This window comes from Prosthecobacter sp., assembly GCF_049294395.1.
Lineage (GTDB): Bacteria > Verrucomicrobiota > Verrucomicrobiia > Verrucomicrobiales > Verrucomicrobiaceae > Prosthecobacter.
Genome location: NZ_JBAQCR010000280.1, coordinates 1 through 16,057 on the forward strand (window position 1 = coordinate 1; position 16,057 = coordinate 16,057).

The window sequence follows — 16,057 nt, forward strand, 5'->3', positions numbered from 1 at the left end:
AACCATGGCGGCATGGCTCACCGCAGGCTCCGTGGCCGTGATGGGCTACTCGGACAAAGTCTGCGCCATCGTCCTCGCCGTCACCGCCGGGCCCGCCTCGGACGTGCTCTTCCCCCACTTCGCCGAGCTCGTCGCCCGCCGTGATTGGAACGGCCTGCGCAAGCGGCTCTTCGCCAGCGCCGGGATCATCGTCAGCGCCTCGCTGCCCATGACGCTGGCCATGTGCTTCCTCGCCCCGTGGATCGTCCGCATCCTCTTTGAGCGCGGTGCCTTCGGCCCGCAGGACACCCAGCGCGTGGCCGAGGTGCTGCGCTACGCGGCCTTCCAGATTCCCTTCTACATTCTCGGCACCGTGGCCGCACGCATCGTCATCTCCTTGCAGGCCTCGCGCCACATGCTCACCATCGCGTTCAGCGCCCTCTTTCTCAATGCTTCGCTCAACTGGCTCTTCATGCGCCATCTGGGTGCTGCGGGCATCGCGCTTTCCACCACCATCGTGCACTGCATCTGCGCCTTCGCCACCTGCGCCACCTGCCTGCTGGTGATCCGCCGAAAGGAGGCCGCATGAACACCGCCCCCAGGATGCCCGCCTACATGCAGATCGCCGCGAAACGCCGCGAGCGCCTGGTGAAGTTTCTCCTCCTGGCCGCGCTCGCGCTGCTGGTGCCTGCCATGACCAAGGCCTTGTACTGGGCCGATGGCGCAGGCGTCATTCCCTTCAAGCCACGCGACTACACCCTGCTCACGCTGGCGGGTGCCGGAGTGATGTCTCTGCTGAACAAGCCCAGCATCTGCCCGCCCGCTTTTCTGATGCTCATCGTGCCGCTGCTGCGCGTGCTGGATGCCGCGTTTCTGCAGCGCTTCACCATCACGGCCCTGGGGGATCACAGCATTGTGGTGATGTCCCTGCTCTCCAACTTCCTCGTCACCTTCACCACCGTGCTGCTGCTTTCCACGGAGCCATGGCGGCGCGTGGCCATGTGGGCCGCCGTTTGCACCGCCGTGCTCTCCGCAGGCTGCGTGTATTACGAATGGCTGGGCTTCCGCTCCTTCACGCGCATCCCAGGCCGCATGGCCGGCTTCCCGGACGATCCCAATGACCCGCCGATCATCATCACGCTGATGCTCTCGGTCATCTTCACGCTGAATCCCCGCTTCTGGTGGAACGTCGTGCTCATCGGCTTCGTCGCGCCCGCCATCGCGCTCACCCTCAGCCGCAGCGGCATGGCGGTGTTTTCCTGCCTGATGCTCTGCTACATCATTGGAAATCTGCGCAAGCACTTCATGGGCATGCTGCTCCTCGTCGTCATCAGCGTTCCCCTCGCCATCGGTGGCGTGGCGATCCTGGCCCAGACTTCCACCAAGGTCGGGATCATGACCAACAAGGACACGACGGACCGTCTCAAGGCCATCTACGAACTCGACTTCGAGCGCATCAAATCCCCCGAACGCGGCAAGGATCTGCAGGACGGCTGGGAGGCCGCCGGCAAAAAACCTCTGTGGGGTCATGGCACCGGCGCAGGCACCAGCATCTGGAAGCCGCACAATCAAATCGTCTCCCTCTGGATCGACATCGGCATCCCCGGCGTGCTGCTCTACATCGGCGGCCTGCTGGTGCTGACCATCCGCTGCTTCTTGGTCAAGATGCGTGGTTTCTACTGCCTCGTCCCGCTGTGGCTCTTCATCCCCTGCAGCCAGATTCTCGTGGAATCCCCGCACTACTGGTTCGCCGCCGCCGTGTGCTGCAATCTGGTATACAGTGGGCGCTTCCGCCTCGTTCTCTCCGCTCCTCCGAAGGCGCAGGCCACGCCTCACTCCCCGCTGCCGCAGCCATGAAGATCGCCTTCATCATTCGTGATCTCGGCCATGGCGGCGCCCAGCGCCAGCTCGTGCTGCTCGCGGGTGGTCTGGTCAAGGAGGGCCACGAAGTCTGCGTACTGCATTTCTACGACGGTCCCTTTCGTGCGGAACTCGAGGCCTCCGGTGTGCAGACGATCTGCGTTGGTAAAAAAAGCCGCTGGGATCTCACCGGCTTTTTCATCCGCCTCATCAAAGCCGCCCGCAGCGTCCGCCCCGAGGTGCTCCACGGTTACCTCGCGGAGTCCAATCTCATGGCGCTGTTCCTGAAGCCCTTCTGCGGCTTTCCACGCATCGTCTGGGGCGTGCGTGATTCCCAGTCAGACGCGCACCTCTGGGGCATCCTCAGCAAGGCCAGCTTCCGCCTCAACTGCCTCCTCGCCCGCTTCGCCGATCTCATCCTCTGCAATTCGCAGGCCGGGCGCGACTACTACGCCGCCCGTGGTTATCCGCTCCAGAGGATGCACGTCATCCCCAACGGCATCGACACCGAGCGCTTCAAGCCGCAGCCGCGCACTCCGAACAAGGAGCTCACCTTCGGCCTCGTCGGCCGCATGAACCCGATGAAGGACCACGCCACCTTCCTCGCCGCCGCAGCCCTCGATCCGCATGCCAGATTCATCATCGTCGGCTCGGGTGATGCCGCCTACGAGCAGCAGATGCGCGACCTCGCCGCCAGACTCGGCATCGCCGACCGCGTCACCTGGCTGCCAGCGCAGGACGACATGCCCGCCGTTTACGCGAAGTTCGACTGCCTCGTGAATTCCAGCGCCTTCGGCGAAGGCTTCTCCAACGTCATCGGCGAGGCCATGGCCTGCGGCGTGCCCTGCATCGCCAGCAACGTGGGCGACAGCGCCTGGATCATCGGCGACAAAACACAGGTCTTCCCCGTGGGCGATCACACCGCGCTCGCCCACTGCATGCTCGCCTTCCACCCGCACAACCCACGCCAGCGCATCGTGGATGAATTCAGCGTGGCAAAGCTGGTGGAGCGCACCAGCCGCCTGCTTTCCAAAAAAGTGCTCTGGCTCACCACCGGCCTCGGCAGCGGCGGCGCGGAGATGATGCTGGTCCAGCTCATTCGCGGACTGCCGCAGTTTCAGCACGTCGTCATCTCCCTCACCGCAGGCGGCAAACACGCCACCGCTTTGCGCGACGCCGGCATTGAAGTCCACAGCCTCGACATGCCCGCCGGCAAACCCACGCTGAGCTCCCTCTGGCGCTTGTTCAAACTGGTCCGGCAGACCCGTGCGGATGTGATGATGGGCTGGATGTACCATGGCTGCTTCGCCGCCGTACTCGCACGCTTCATGCGTTTCAAAAGCGTGCCCATCATCTGGAATGTGCGCCAGAGCCTCTACGATCTGAAACACGAAAAGCGCGGCTCCGCTCTCGTCATCCGTGCCCTCGCCAAACTGTCCTGGCTGCCGCAGCGCATCACCTACAACACGCAGACAGGTGCGCGTCAGCACGAAGACATTGGCTTCCGCGCCAGCAAAACGCAGCTCATTCCAAACGGCTTTGATCTCGCCAAATGGCAGCCCGGCAAGCCCGTCCCCGGACGCATCGGCCGCTTTGGCCGCAATGCCCCCATGAAGGATTACGCCACCTTCATCGCCGCTGCGAAACTCATCGCTGAAAAACGCCCTGACACGCAGTTCATCATCGTCGGTGCTGACACCGAAACACTCGACGTTCCTCCCAACATCCAGCTTTTGGGCGAGCGCCACGACCTGCCCGAGCTCACCGCCTCGCTCAACATCGCCGTGTCATCCTCCGCTTTTGGCGAAGGCTTCCCCAACGTCGTCGGCGAAGCCATGGCCTGCGCCGTTCCCGTCGTCGCCACTGACATCGGCGACACCCGCTGGGTCACCGGTGAGGCCGGCCACCTGGTGCCGCCAGGCGATCCCGCTGCACTTGCCAAAGCCTGCATCGAATTGCTCGATTCCGGCATCACTCAAGATCTTGCCGCACGCACACGCATTGAGCAGCAGTTCTCCATCGAAAGCGTCCTGCAAAAATTCGCGGCCCTCCTAAACTCTCCCCATCAATCCGCCGCAGCTCCCGTAGTCCCGGTGCCGCATCCTCTCGCATCCCCCCTTCCCCATCCCTGACCCATGTGCGGCATTGCTGGCTTCTTCAATCCTCCCTCAGCGTGCCCCGCGCACGAGATGAATGCCATCGTCACCGCGATGACCGACGCCATCATCCTGCGCGGCCCCGATGACGCCGGAGCCTGGGTCGATTCATCCAGCGGCATCGCATTGGGCCATCGCCGCCTTTCCATTCTCGATCTCTCACCCCTCGGCCACCAGCCGATGAACAGCGCGGATGGCCGCTTCGTCATCGTCTTCAATGGGGAGATCTACAACTTCCAGGATCTGCGCGCCGAACTCGAGCCCCTCGGCCACACCTGGCGCGGCCACTCCGACACCGAGGTCATGCTCGCGGCCTTTTGCCATTGGGGTGTCGTCGAAGCCACCCGGCGCTTCAACGGCATGTTTGCCTTCGCCGTGTGGGACAAGCAGGAACGCATGCTGCATCTCGCCCGCGATCGCATGGGCGAAAAGCCCCTCTACTACGGCTGGATCGGTGAAACGTTCGTCTTCGCCTCCGAATTAAAAGCCATCCAGCGCTTCCCCGGCTTCAACGCCGCTGTGGATCGCGAGGCCCTCACCTCTCTGCTTCGCTTCAATTACATCCCCGATCCGCTCTGCATCTATCAGGGTTTCAAAAAGCTGCCACCCGCTGCAATGCTGAGCTTCAAAGCGCCCTCCGAACGCCCGCATCCCGGCTACTACTGGAGCCTGCCGCACGTCGTTGAACACGGTCTCGACAATCCCTTCAAGGGCACCGAGGCCGAGGCCATCGACACCTTTGAGTCCATGCTGAAAAAAGCCGTGGGCATGCGCATGATCTCCGACGTGCCGCTCGGTGCCTTCCTCAGCGGCGGCATCGATTCCTCCCTCATCGTGGCGATGATGCAGAAGCAAAGCGCCCGCCCCGTGCGCACTTTCACCATCGGCTTTCACGAGAAGCAGTACAACGAAGCCGAAATCGCCAAGAGCGTGGCCAAGCATCTCGGCACCGAACACACCGAAATGTACGTCACCGGTGAGGACGCGCTGAATGTCATCCCACAGCTTCCCGCGCTCTACGATGAACCCTTTGCCGACTACTCGCAGATCCCGACACATCTCGTCTGCAAGATGGCGAAGCAGCATGTCACTGTCGCCCTCAGCGGAGACGCCGGCGATGAACTCTTCGGTGGCTACGAACGCTACGCCATGGGCCGCAGCCTCCACAGCAAGTTCGCCTGGATGCCCCCTGCATTGAAAAAGCTCACCGCAGCCGCACTCACCGCAGTGCCTCCCGGCCCGCTCAACACCCTCGGAGCGAAACTCCTGCCCAAGAGCAAACGCCACATTCCCGTCGGCGATAAGTTGCACAAACTTGCCGAAGTCGTCGCCGCTCCCGGCATCGAGACGCTTTACCTCAATCTCATGTCCTACTGGAAAAAGCCCACGGACATCGTCATCGACGGCAAAGACCCCGTCACCGCGATCACCAACACCAAGGCATGGCCGCGCGTGAGTGACTTCACCCACCGCATGATGTATCTCGACATGGAGACCTACCTCCCCGGCGACATCCTCACCAAAGTGGACCGCGCCGCCATGGGCGTCAGTCTCGAAGGCCGCATCCCGCTGCTCGACACCAACCTCATCGAGTTCGCCTGGACCATCCCGTATTCCATGAAAGTGCGCGATGGCAAAGGCAAATGGCTCATGCGCGAAACGCTCTACCGCCACGTGCCCAAGGCCCTGATCGACCGCCCCAAGCAAGGCTTCGGCATCCCATTGGAAATCTGGCTGCGCGGCCCCCTGCGCGAATGGGCCGAGGATCTGCTCAGCGAGTCACGCCTCAAACGCGAAGGCTTCTTCCACCCTGCCCCCATCCGCCAGAAGTGGCAGGAACACCTCAGCGGCACCCGCAACTGGCACTTTTACCTCTGGGACATCCTCATGTTCCAGGCCTGGCTCCAGGCGCAGAAGGAGCGCGGACTTTAGTCCGCAGCAGGTCGCTCACGCCTAGCGTTAGTCATCCCAGACAGAAAGCCGCAAGCACGAGATCTTCGGCGCGGCGAAAGCCCCAAGCGAATGTGACGCCTCTGGTGTTGCGGAATGCTGCGGACTAAAGTTCGCGCTCCGTACACCTCACGTAAACCGTCGCAGCCTGTCCCGCACCCACCGCATGGACGGCCGCTCAATGCAAACCGAGATCACCCACGCCAGCACCACCATCGCAGCCACCGTGATACCAAGCCTCAACCACGCCGAGTCCGTCACACCACCCAGCGCATTCAAAAGCACCAGTCCGATGTTTTGATGAATGAGGTACAGCGGATACGAAATCGCTCCCAAAAACACCAGCGGCTTCGCATTGAGAAAAGGCAGCCATCCCGTCGTCGCCAGATGCAGCAGCAGCCCAAAGCCAACGACAAACACAAAGTGCAGCGGAAACGCCGCCTTCCACCATGCCAGCACCGCGCAGGACACCAGCACCAGTGTATGCCCAAGGCTCCACGCACGCCGGCGATGCGCATCGTATAAAATCATGCCCACGCCAAACAGGTGAATGTAGTCGAGACTCGTGACCGCCTTGATCTTCCCCGTCAGTCGATAAACCAACGACTCCGGCTGCCCGTAAGTGAGCACACCATGCGCCGCCGCCGCTGCACCAAGCCAGAGCAGCAGCACCGGCACCGTCAGCTTCTTGAACGCCCCCAGCCGATGCAGCATGAGCATGGCCACGTAAAATAAGATCTCAAACTCCAGCGACCAGTACGCACCATCAATCATCTGCGCCCGCGCAAAACGCGGCAGCAGCGTGATGTTCCAAAGCGCATCACGCGGCGTGACCTCCATCCCCGGCAGCCCATAGTTGGCGGTGACCAGCAGCGTGATCAGCGCGCAGGCCCAGAACGTCGGATACAAACGTGAAAACCGCCCCACCGCGAAGTGCATCGCGGACCTCGCACGATCCAGTGTCATGAAGATGACGAAGCCGCTGATCATGAAAAACAGATCCACCCCCGTGCCGCCATAAGGAAACTCAAAAGGCGGGTCGTAGAGATGAAACCACGATTGCTCAAACGCCCAGTTCTTCGCGATGCCGCTGGTGAAATGAAACAGGATGACCGCCATGGCCGCAATGCCGCGCAAAGCATCCAGTTCAGCGATTCGCAGCGTGGGATTGATCGACTTCATGGCAGGGCGGCAGGCAGTTTGAGAACAGGCGTAAGCTCACGAGCCAGCACGACATAACCCGCCTTGGAAAGATGCAGATGATCCTCCTGATAAAGCTGCAGTCGCTGATTGCCGTCCGTTTCCAAAAATGCGGACGAAAAATCAAAGAACTCCACCTTCTTCTGACCATCGAGCTTTTTGAGCCCCCCGTTGATCTCACCAATCCAGGGCCGTATCGGCGATGCCGCTTCATACACAGGCAGCAGGCCCAGCAGCACGATGCGCGTCGTCGGATGCTGCGTGTGAATGCGCTCCACAATGGTTTCAATTCCACGTGTGGTATCCGCAGCGCTGAAGTGCCGCCAGAAGTTGTTGATGCCGATCATGAGCACCAGCGTCTCAGGCGACGGCCCGTCCAGAATGCCATGCTCCAGCCGCCACAGCACATGCTGCGGACCTTCACCACCGATGCCAAAATTCAGCGCCTGCGCAGGTGCGATGCGCCTCTGCCAGATCTCCTTGTCCCAGCTCTCCGTCAGCGAATCCCCAATGAAAATGAGTTTCGCCTGCGCTTGCTTCATCGTCTCAGCCTGCTGCTTCACCGTATTCGCCCAATACTCCGTATCATCCCGCATCGCGGGCTCCCACGACACTTCCGCTGCATTCACCCCCAGGGCGGCAAGGCAGAACAGACCCAGAAGATGTCGGAACAATGACATGAAAGCCGAAAAGCTAAGCGCCTGCCCTCACGAGATCAAGCTGCGTGGCAAAACAACCGAGCGCAGATGTTTACACTTGGCTGTCACCTTCCAAAGAGCGCGACAGCGTCTTGGAGTGCGGTGACAGAGATGCACGGCGCAAGCCTGCATCGACGGCACCGCTTTCGCGGGGTGTCGAATGCTCTGAGGCCCCAGCAAGTCGTCCAGCCTGCGAAAGCAGCAGTGCTTGCGCGTGGCACAGCGTGCTTTTCTTCTTACCCACCCCTCCAGCCTGCGAAAGCGGCGTCGCGCCTAGGCTTGCCGCCGCACTCCAAGACGCTCCGCGCTCGCGTGGGCGCTGGATTTTTCCAGCCCAGAATTATCGCCCCACCTTCTGCTCATACTCCCGCACAATCGCCCCGAAACAAGCCTCCTGGCTGAACCTCGTCTCCGCGATCTGCCGATGATTCGAAACCCGCCCCAGCACACAATCCTGCGCCCATTGCCCGATCACCTCCGCGAATCCATCCACATCCTCCTTGCCCGCCGACCAGCAGTGAGACAGCCCCATCTCCGTGAAATCATTGTTCCCCGGCACCCGGCTCAAAATCACCGGCAGGTCACAGGCCAGCGCCTCCAGCACGGCAAAGGACAGCCCCTCGTAGCGTGAGGTCAGAATCATCCCATCCAGCGCCTGATAAAACGACAGCGGCTCCGACAAGTAAGTCTGGCGCACAATGCGCGAACGAATGCCCAGTTGGTCCGCCAGAGCCGCACACTCAGCCGAAAGCTCGCCCTCGCCCAGATGATACAGCCACAGCTCAGGCCTTTTTTGGCAGGCTTTGGCAAAGGCGTGATACAGCGTCAGCGGGTCCTTTTGAAACGCCAGCCGCCCCACCGATCCCAGCAGGATCGCCCCCGCCGGAACACCCAGCGCTGCACGAATCTCCTGCCGCTTCGCAGCATCAGCAGGCCGAAACCGCACACAGTCCACCGGGTTCGCGATCAAGCGCAGCCGCGCCTGCGGAATCTTTAAAGAGTCCCTCGCAAACGCCCGCTCCCCCTCAGACAAATTGATCGTCGTGCCGATGCGTCCGAGCACCGTCTCCACCGCATTGAACACCCGCGACTTCATCCCGCCCTTGCCAGACAAGCCGTAATACGCATGCGGCGTGTAGAAAACCGGCTGTCTCACACCGAGCAAGACCAGCGCACGCGCCAGCGCGCCAGCCTTGGAACTGTGCGCATGGATCACATCCGGCCGCGCCTCCCTCACCAGCTTGCGCAGTTTAAGCAGCGCCACCACATCATCTGGACCGGGCGCATTGCTCACCGCGAGATTCATCGTCATGCCACCCGCCGCAGAAACCTTCTCCACCAGCTGCGTCAGCCGGTCCGAACCCCGCACATCCGAATACGCCAGATGGATGCGATGACCCCGCTCCATCAAAAACGACGCCAGTGCCTCGACGTGCCGGAACACGCCATCCACTCCGGGTTCAGTGACTAGAAGGATTTGCATCGCAAAAAGCCACTTTAGCACCATTCAGCGCAGGCACGAAAGCAAGGATGCAGTGAAAGTAGCCTTGTGGCTGTACAACAAGGACAGCTCAACGTGGCCCCAGATTTCAAGACGCTCCCAGCCGTAATGTTTGCACCACACTCCACTGTTCCGCAGGAGCAGGGCTACTCTTCCTCTGCCTCGGCCTTGCCGCCGAAAATGATGCCCCGCTTCGTCGTGGCGACGAAGTCGGCGAAGGCCGCCGCCTCCGGCGTCAGCTCTCCAGCACGAAGTTCCTCCACGGCCTGGGCGTTATTCAATCCATTGCGATAAACTTTGCGAAACGCCTCACGCAGGGAGCGCATCTGCTCGCGGCTGAATCCCGCACGCTGCAGCCCGACGATGTTCAAGCCACGCGCACGCGCCGGGTTGCCATCCGCCGTGCAAAAAGGCGGGATGTCCTGCACCACTTTGGCACAGCCCCCGATGATCGAGCGTGTGCCGATGCGGCAAAACTGATGCACCGCCGTCAGACCACCGATGATGACATGATCCTCAACGACCACATGCCCCGCGAGGGTGCCGTTGTTGGAAAAGATGACGTGATTCCCCACGATGCAGTCATGCGCGATGTGCACGTAGGAGAGGAAGTTGTTGTGGCTGCCGATCACCGTCTTGTCCCCGGCAGACGTCGCACGGTGCACGGAGCAAAACTCACGGAAGGTGTTGTTGTCACCCACTTCCAGCCAGGTCGGCTCGGCGCTGTATTTCAAATCCTGCGTCTGCTGGCCGATGGAGCCGTAGGCGAAGAACTTGTTGTTCTTCCCGATCTTCGAAGGCCCCATCACCGTCACGTGGTGCTGCAGCCAGCATCCGTCTCCGAGCTCCACGTCCGCGCCAATGATGCAATACGGACCGATGTGGACATCCGCACCGATTTTGGCGGAGGGATCAATGATGGCGGTCGGGTGGATCGTGGCGGGCATGCGTGAACAATCTAACTTTTAACGATCCACCACGCTGAACATCAGCTCGGCCTCGGAAACGACCTGCCCATTCACACTGCAACGGCCAATGCCGCTGGCGATGCTGCGCTTGGTCTTGAGGATTTCCGTTTCGATGAGGAGCGTGTCACCAGGAAGCACCGGCCTGCGCCACTTCACATTGTTGGCGCTCATGAAGTAGCCGATCTTGCCCTGATTGCCTGGCATGCGCAGCAGCACGATGCTGGCCACCTGCGCCATCGCTTCGAGTTGCAGCACGCCGGGCATGATCGGATGGCCGGGGAAATGCCCCTGGAAATACGGCTCGTTGATCGTGACATTCTTGATGCCCGTGCACTTCGATTCGCCTTCGAATCCGATGATGCGGTCCACCAGCAGGAAGGGATAGCGGTGCGGCAGGATGTTCATCACCTCGTTGATGTCGAGGACGGCCTCGCCACCCGGGATGTGCACCGGCGCCGGCACCATGCTGCGCATCTGGTTGTACTGCGCCACGATGGCGCGGGCCAGCTCAGTGTTCGGCCCATGGCCCGGACGCACGGCAATGACGTGACCCTGGATGCGTTTGCCGGAGAGCATCAAGTCTCCCACGATGTCCAGAATCTTGTGCCGGACAAACTCGTCCGCAAAGCGCAGCGGCTGCTTCGAGAGCAGCGTGTCCCCGCGAATGACCACAGCCGCTTCCAGCGTGCCGCCTTTGATCAGCCCCTTCTCCATCAGCGGGGCGATGTCCTCATAGTACACAAAGGTGCGCGCAGCCGCGATTTCCTTCTCGTAGGTCTCAGGATTGATCTCCGTGCTGAAATACTGCGTGAAGCGTCCGCCCGGGCCCACGTTCGTGCAGGAGATGCGGAATTTTTTATCAGGAACGATGGTCAGGATCGTGCCGTCACGGGTTTCCTGGTAGATCGGCTCACGCACTTCGAAAACCTTGCGCGCCTCCTTTTGCTCCTGCAGTCCGGCAGACTTGATCAGTTCCACAAAGGGCATCGAGCTGCCATCCGCGATGGGCGGCTCGTTGGCATCCATTTCAATGATCGCATTGTCCACGCCCATCCCCGCCAGCGCAGAGATCACGTGCTCGACCGTGTGCACATTCACCCCGCCCTCGGCAATGGTCGTGGCACGCTCGACTTTCTGGACTTTCTCGACCAGCGCCGGAATGAAGGGTTTGTCCTCCAGATCGATGCGGCGAAACTTGAAGCCAAAGTTCTCCGGGGCGGGTTGGAGGGTGAGTGTGACCTGTTCGCCGGTATGCAGCGAGGTGCCCGTCATCGAGACGGACTTGGCGAGTGTGTGCTGACGGTCTGAGGCGGCCATAGGCGGGAGCGCGTTCGTTAGCGTCGCGGCCCGGTGGGGTCAAAGGGAAATGCTGGGCATGCACCTCCCCTCCCCGGGCTAATCCCGATACCCGCCGCTACTTCTTCCCGATGCACCACAGGTGCTTGTAGCCCCGGATGAAAAGCTGGCCTTCGCTAACGGCGATGGAGCCGATGATTTTCTCCCCCAGTGAATTCGTCGCCAGCAGTTCAAATTTCGGGCTGGCCTTGAAGACGAAGCAGTCGCCGATTTGATTCGCCGCATAGCATTTGCCATCCGCGCTCAGCACCAGCGAAGACCAGTTGTTCCCCTTGAGACGCTCCTGAAACACCATCGCTCCCGTCTTGAGGTCCCGGCACTCGGCGATCCCGCCATCACTCAGGATGTAGTGGTAGCCGCCATGCACCACCCCGCTGCCGATGCGCTGGCTGACTTTCGGCAGATGCCAGACTCGGTTCTTTTCCGTCACATCCCCGTCGCCACCGGTCTTCACCGCCAGTGCAGCGCCGCCGTAGCCGCTCATGGCGATCATCACACCATCCGCATAAAGCGGAGAATTATAAACGAGGTCAGTCAGGCCGCTGGAGGTCCACAGTTCCTTGCCAGTCTGCGGATCAAAGGCACAAGCACGCCGGGGGTAGCTCATCAGCAGTTCATACCGCGCGCCGGTTTTGCGCAGCAGCGGATCGCTCCACGAGCCCAGCCACTTCTTGTCCGCCCCCTCGCCAGATGCCCCGCCCGGCTCCTTGTGCTGCCAGAGAGTCTTGCCCGTCTTTTTGTCAAAGCAGTACAGCACCGTGTTCTCTCCGGGCCCGAAGTTCAGAAACACCCGGTCCCCCGCGAGCACCGGCGATGTCCCATTGCCCCAGATGTGGTGCTGCTTGCCCAGATCTGTGCGCTTCCACACTTCCTTGCCATTCATGTCATAGCAAAACACACCCGCCGAGGCAAAGAACACGATCACACGCTCGCCATCCGTCGCGGGTGAGGCTGCGCAGTAGGGGTTCGTCCCATGCGTGAGCTCCGGCTCTTTGTAGATCGTCCCCGCCTCCCAGAGTTGCTTGCCCGTCTTTTTGTCAAAGCACAGCAGCAGCCGCTTCCCTTCCTTCTCAATCGCCTGCGTCACCAGCACCTTGTCCCCCCATACCACCGGCGTCGAGTTCCCCCGCTCCGGCAGCTCCACCTTCCACACCACATTCTCCGTCTGGCTCCACTTCTCCGGCAGCTTTGACTCCGCAGAGGTGCCGTCCCCGTTCGCCCCCCGCCACATCGGCCAGTTCTCAGCATGCAGTGCGGCCAGGGGACCAAGAGCGAGGGTCAGTAGAAGTGTGAGTTTCATAAGGAGAGAGTATACGCTGTTACTTGGCTGTTACTTGGCTGCAACTTTGTACCCAACGTAAGCGGTGGAGCTGATGCCCAGGAGGGTGGTGAGGTAGGGATCAAAGGTTGGCATCTGCCAGTCGGCAAGGCTTTGCCAGATGAAGACGAGACCGAGGACGCCATTCCAGATGATCATCTGCAGGCGTGAGATTTCCGCCTCTCCGCCTTCGGAGACGATGTCTTCCAGAAAGGAGCGGCTGCGCACGGACCTTCTGTTGGACCCCACGAAGGAGGCTGCCAGCAGGGTGCCGCCATTGATGCCAAGGAGCAGCGGTGCGGAGCCGGAAAGCACGTCCATCTGCGCTTTCATGGCCCACAGAAACAGATAGCAGCCGGTGCAGATGGCGAGCCACCAGGCGAAGACGACGCGTGAGGCGCTCCAGGGGCTTTGAGTCCAGTGTGTGATCAACGGATCATTCTCCGGCACGCTGGTGCGCAAAGTGCCGGTCTGCATGGAGACGAGGACGATGAGCCACAGCACGCCGGCCATGGCCGCCCAGGCGATGGAGCGCATAAGCACAGGACGCAGGGGGAGCGTCACGATGCAGTCATGCTGCAGCGTTCCGCCGTTCACCACGCTGGGCATCTTCAGAGTGGTGATGCGGCCCTCGGCATCCGCAGTGCGCAGGGAAACGGTGATGGAGGCCTTGCTGTCCACGCCATAGGTGGTGACGAGATCGCGCCATTGATCCACCTCCGTGCTGACGGGCGAGATGCGGCGGAAGAGCAGCACATTGATCGTGTCATCGTCGGTCTGGCCCTTGAGCGTGGCGCCGGCCAGGGTGCTGTGGCCCTTGGTATCCGGCTTCATGCTGGCAAACTCACGCCCGCCGATGGTAAGGCACAGGTTGTGCCTGCTGCTCTCCAGCCACGACTGAAACTTGAGCTTGTCATCCTTGAGCTTTTGCTCCCAGCGCATGCCCCGTTCCGCAAGGAAGCGGGCAAAGGTTTCCGGATTGTGCGCGAGCTTGTCGCTGATCATGAAGGTGCCGATCAGCTCGGGGTTTTTCTGCACCATCTCCAGCAGCCGGGCCTGAAAGGTGAGCATGCTGGGGGTGAGCGTGACCGGAGCCATTTCAGGGCGTTTGTCTGTCTGGCCGCGAACATCTGCATCGTTGAACATCTGCTCCAGCGTGGCGGGCTCAGGCACGCCGGGTTTTCCAAGAAGGCGGGGGTCAACGATGATCTCCCGCAGCCATGTGCGAAAGGCAGCCTCCTGCGCGGCGCTCTGCACCCGGCCTTTGTTGGATCGCAGAGAAAGATAGGTGCGGTAGGAGGCCGGGGTGAAGCCGGAGTCTTTGAGCAGGGCTTCGTTTCCTTCCGCACGATCCATCAGCCAACCGTCAAAATTGCGCACCCACACCGTGAGCATCGGCGGCATGAAAATCCCGCGCGCACCGTCCATCTGCTCCCCTTTGTCACCACATTCGCCGAGGCGCGCGGCAAAGACGACCTGTGGCGGCACATCCGCGCCCACAGGCACCACGAGCTCGCCCAGCGGCCGCGTCATGATCATGCCGCTGTTGAAAGCCGCGTGCAGGCCAAAGACGAGCAGCGGCACGGTGATGAGCGCCAGAAAGCTGAATTTGGGATTGAACGTTTCAGGCGCCAGGAGGGTGCGCAAATGCTCGATCAGCAAGGTGAGGCGGCGCTTTCTGACGGGAACAGCGGAGGGTGGCGGCAGCACTGCGGGCGGTGGTGTCACGTCATTGCTCATGGGATGTCTTTGGGGTGTCGGTTCGTGTTACTGCCAGCGGTGCAAAGTCGTGCCGGTGCCGAGTCCGCCGATTTCTTCCAGCAAACGGGCCACCTCGCTCTGGAAGACTGACAGGTCGGGTGCGGCCATGGCAAGCCTTGTTTGTGGAAAAATGACGTAGGTCACAGTTACATTATCCGCCGCACTGTTTCTGCCCGTGGCCTTGGGATTGACGGCCTGCGCGACCTTGAGCGAGGCCTCGCCCATCTTGGCATCGCCACCAGTGTCGCCGATCACACAGGGATAGACCTTCCCACCGGCAATGACGGCCACGAAATCTCCCACCTGCACGCTGAAGGGCAGCTTCAAGCGGTCCGGCCAGGTCTGCGGCACCACGATGAATGGATCCAGACTGCCCACCAATGAGCGCCGGGTGCGCAGATCCTCATCATAGTACTTCGCGCGGCGGTCCAAGGCGGAAATCGTCTCCTCAAACTGCTTTTGCACCGACTGCCAGATGTAGCCGTGGTCATGAGCAGCCTCATCGGACACCTGCTTGTGGAGAGTCCGCAGCTTGGTCAGCGTGTCGGCGTAGTATTGCACGAAAGGATTGGCGGCCTGCTGACCTGCGGACTGTGCCCACGAATAAGCCAGCAGAGGCTGAAAGCTCCGCGAGATGCGTGCATCATCGTAATCCTGCAGGCGTGCGAGCCTCACGGGATCCGTGCCATCGGTGTCCACGTCCATGTCGGACTGAAAGAGCACCGCCTTGCGCCCGGTGGTCGGAGCGGTGAGATGCAGCACCGTCGCGCAGTCAAAGTAGTCGTCCGTGCTCATGGACTCTCCTGCCGCAAGAGCGCTGATCTTCGCATCATAGAACGATTTGAATTTCGGCGAGACCTCCGCAGTGCGCAGCAGTTCGGTCAATTGGGGGAGGGCCGAAAAAAGTCCCGGATTGAGCTTTTCCAAGGCCTCGATCTTCCTCAGCGGCTCGGGGCGAATGACCGAAGCAGTCTTTTGCACTTGGAGGTAGGCAGGAGTGGCTGATTTCTTCAGCGGCAGCGGTTCACTCGTGCCCTCCACCCATTCGGGCAGGCCTGCAGCGCGCTCCTGCGGGGGTGGCTGCTGCTGCTTTGAGCAGCCGAAGAAAGGCAGGATGGAGAGCATCAGCAGAAAGGTGCGCAGCAGGATCATGAGAATGATGGGATGAGTAAGGCATGCTTCGATCTATTTGCCGCCTGCGTCGAAGCAAAAAGGGAAACTCCTCAATGTGAAGAGAGAGGTATGGCAGCGCTGATGGCTGTGAATGGGGCTTGCACATGAGGGCTGGATTTACATAAGCTCGCCGCAAC

12 protein-coding genes are annotated in these 16,057 nt (G+C 61.2%); 4 read left to right on the forward strand and 8 right to left on the reverse strand.

Annotation, left to right across the window (positions count from 1 at the left end):
- The 4 genes from WAW39_RS18990 to asnB all read left to right on the forward strand — a co-directional run.
- Positions 1 to 568 (forward strand): lipid II flippase MurJ (locus tag WAW39_RS18990; protein ID WP_422320742.1); only part of this gene is annotated, 568 nt, incomplete at its 5' end.
- Entirely contained in the window at positions 565 to 1,836 is a 1,272-nt protein-coding gene (locus tag WAW39_RS18995) for an O-antigen ligase family protein (protein WP_422320743.1), read from the forward strand. The genes WAW39_RS18990 and WAW39_RS18995, both read left to right, overlap by 4 nt.
- Complete coding sequence (locus WAW39_RS19000) at positions 1,833 to 3,971, forward strand: glycosyltransferase (protein ID WP_422320744.1); 2,139 nt, start codon at positions 1,833 to 1,835, stop codon at positions 3,969 to 3,971. Before WAW39_RS18995 ends, WAW39_RS19000 begins: the two co-directional genes overlap by 4 nt.
- A 3-nt stretch (positions 3,972 to 3,974) precedes the next feature.
- Positions 3,975 to 5,927 carry an asparagine synthase (glutamine-hydrolyzing) gene (gene asnB / locus WAW39_RS19005; RefSeq protein ID WP_422320745.1) on the forward strand — a complete coding sequence of 651 codons (1,953 nt, stop codon included), beginning with the start codon at positions 3,975 to 3,977 and terminating at the stop codon, positions 5,925 to 5,927.
- A 147-nt stretch (positions 5,928 to 6,074) separates the two neighbouring features.
- Here asnB and WAW39_RS19010 read toward each other — a convergent pair whose 3' ends face one another.
- The 8 genes from WAW39_RS19010 to WAW39_RS19045 all read right to left on the reverse strand — a co-directional run bounded on the left by WAW39_RS19010 (position 6,075) and on the right by WAW39_RS19045 (position 15,899).
- Positions 6,075 to 7,127, reverse strand: a complete 1,053-nt coding sequence (locus tag WAW39_RS19010) for an acyltransferase family protein (RefSeq protein WP_422320746.1) — start codon at positions 7,125 to 7,127, stop codon at positions 6,075 to 6,077.
- Positions 7,124 to 7,825: a GDSL-type esterase/lipase family protein gene (locus tag WAW39_RS19015; RefSeq protein WP_422320747.1), complete on the reverse strand. Its 702-nt coding sequence runs from the start codon at positions 7,823 to 7,825 to the stop codon at positions 7,124 to 7,126. The genes WAW39_RS19010 and WAW39_RS19015 overlap by 4 nt, the downstream gene beginning before the upstream one ends.
- A 358-nt stretch (positions 7,826 to 8,183) precedes the next feature.
- Positions 8,184 to 9,326: a glycosyltransferase gene (locus WAW39_RS19020; RefSeq protein WP_422320748.1), complete on the reverse strand. Its 1,143-nt coding sequence runs from the start codon at positions 9,324 to 9,326 to the stop codon at positions 8,184 to 8,186.
- Between the two features lie 164 nt (positions 9,327 to 9,490).
- Complete coding sequence (gene lpxA / locus WAW39_RS19025) at positions 9,491 to 10,291, reverse strand: acyl-ACP--UDP-N-acetylglucosamine O-acyltransferase (RefSeq protein WP_422320749.1); 801 nt, start codon at positions 10,289 to 10,291, stop codon at positions 9,491 to 9,493.
- Between the two features lie 18 nt (positions 10,292 to 10,309).
- Complete coding sequence (locus WAW39_RS19030; RefSeq protein WP_422320750.1) at positions 10,310 to 11,629, reverse strand: bifunctional UDP-3-O-[3-hydroxymyristoyl] N-acetylglucosamine deacetylase/3-hydroxyacyl-ACP dehydratase; 1,320 nt, start codon at positions 11,627 to 11,629, stop codon at positions 10,310 to 10,312.
- A 97-nt stretch (positions 11,630 to 11,726) separates the two neighbouring features.
- Positions 11,727 to 12,968, reverse strand: a complete 1,242-nt coding sequence (locus WAW39_RS19035) for a PQQ-binding-like beta-propeller repeat protein (RefSeq protein ID WP_422320751.1) — start codon at positions 12,966 to 12,968, stop codon at positions 11,727 to 11,729.
- A gap of 30 nt (positions 12,969 to 12,998) precedes the next feature.
- A complete protein-coding gene (locus WAW39_RS19040; protein ID WP_422320752.1) occupies positions 12,999 to 14,726 on the reverse strand; it encodes a hypothetical protein in 1,728 nt (575 codons plus the stop codon).
- A 27-nt stretch (positions 14,727 to 14,753) separates the two neighbouring features.
- Positions 14,754 to 15,899, reverse strand: coding sequence for a glycoside hydrolase family 75 protein (locus WAW39_RS19045; protein ID WP_422320753.1), 1,146 nt, complete (start codon positions 15,897 to 15,899; stop codon positions 14,754 to 14,756).
- Between the last annotated feature and the right edge of the window lie 158 nt (positions 15,900 to 16,057).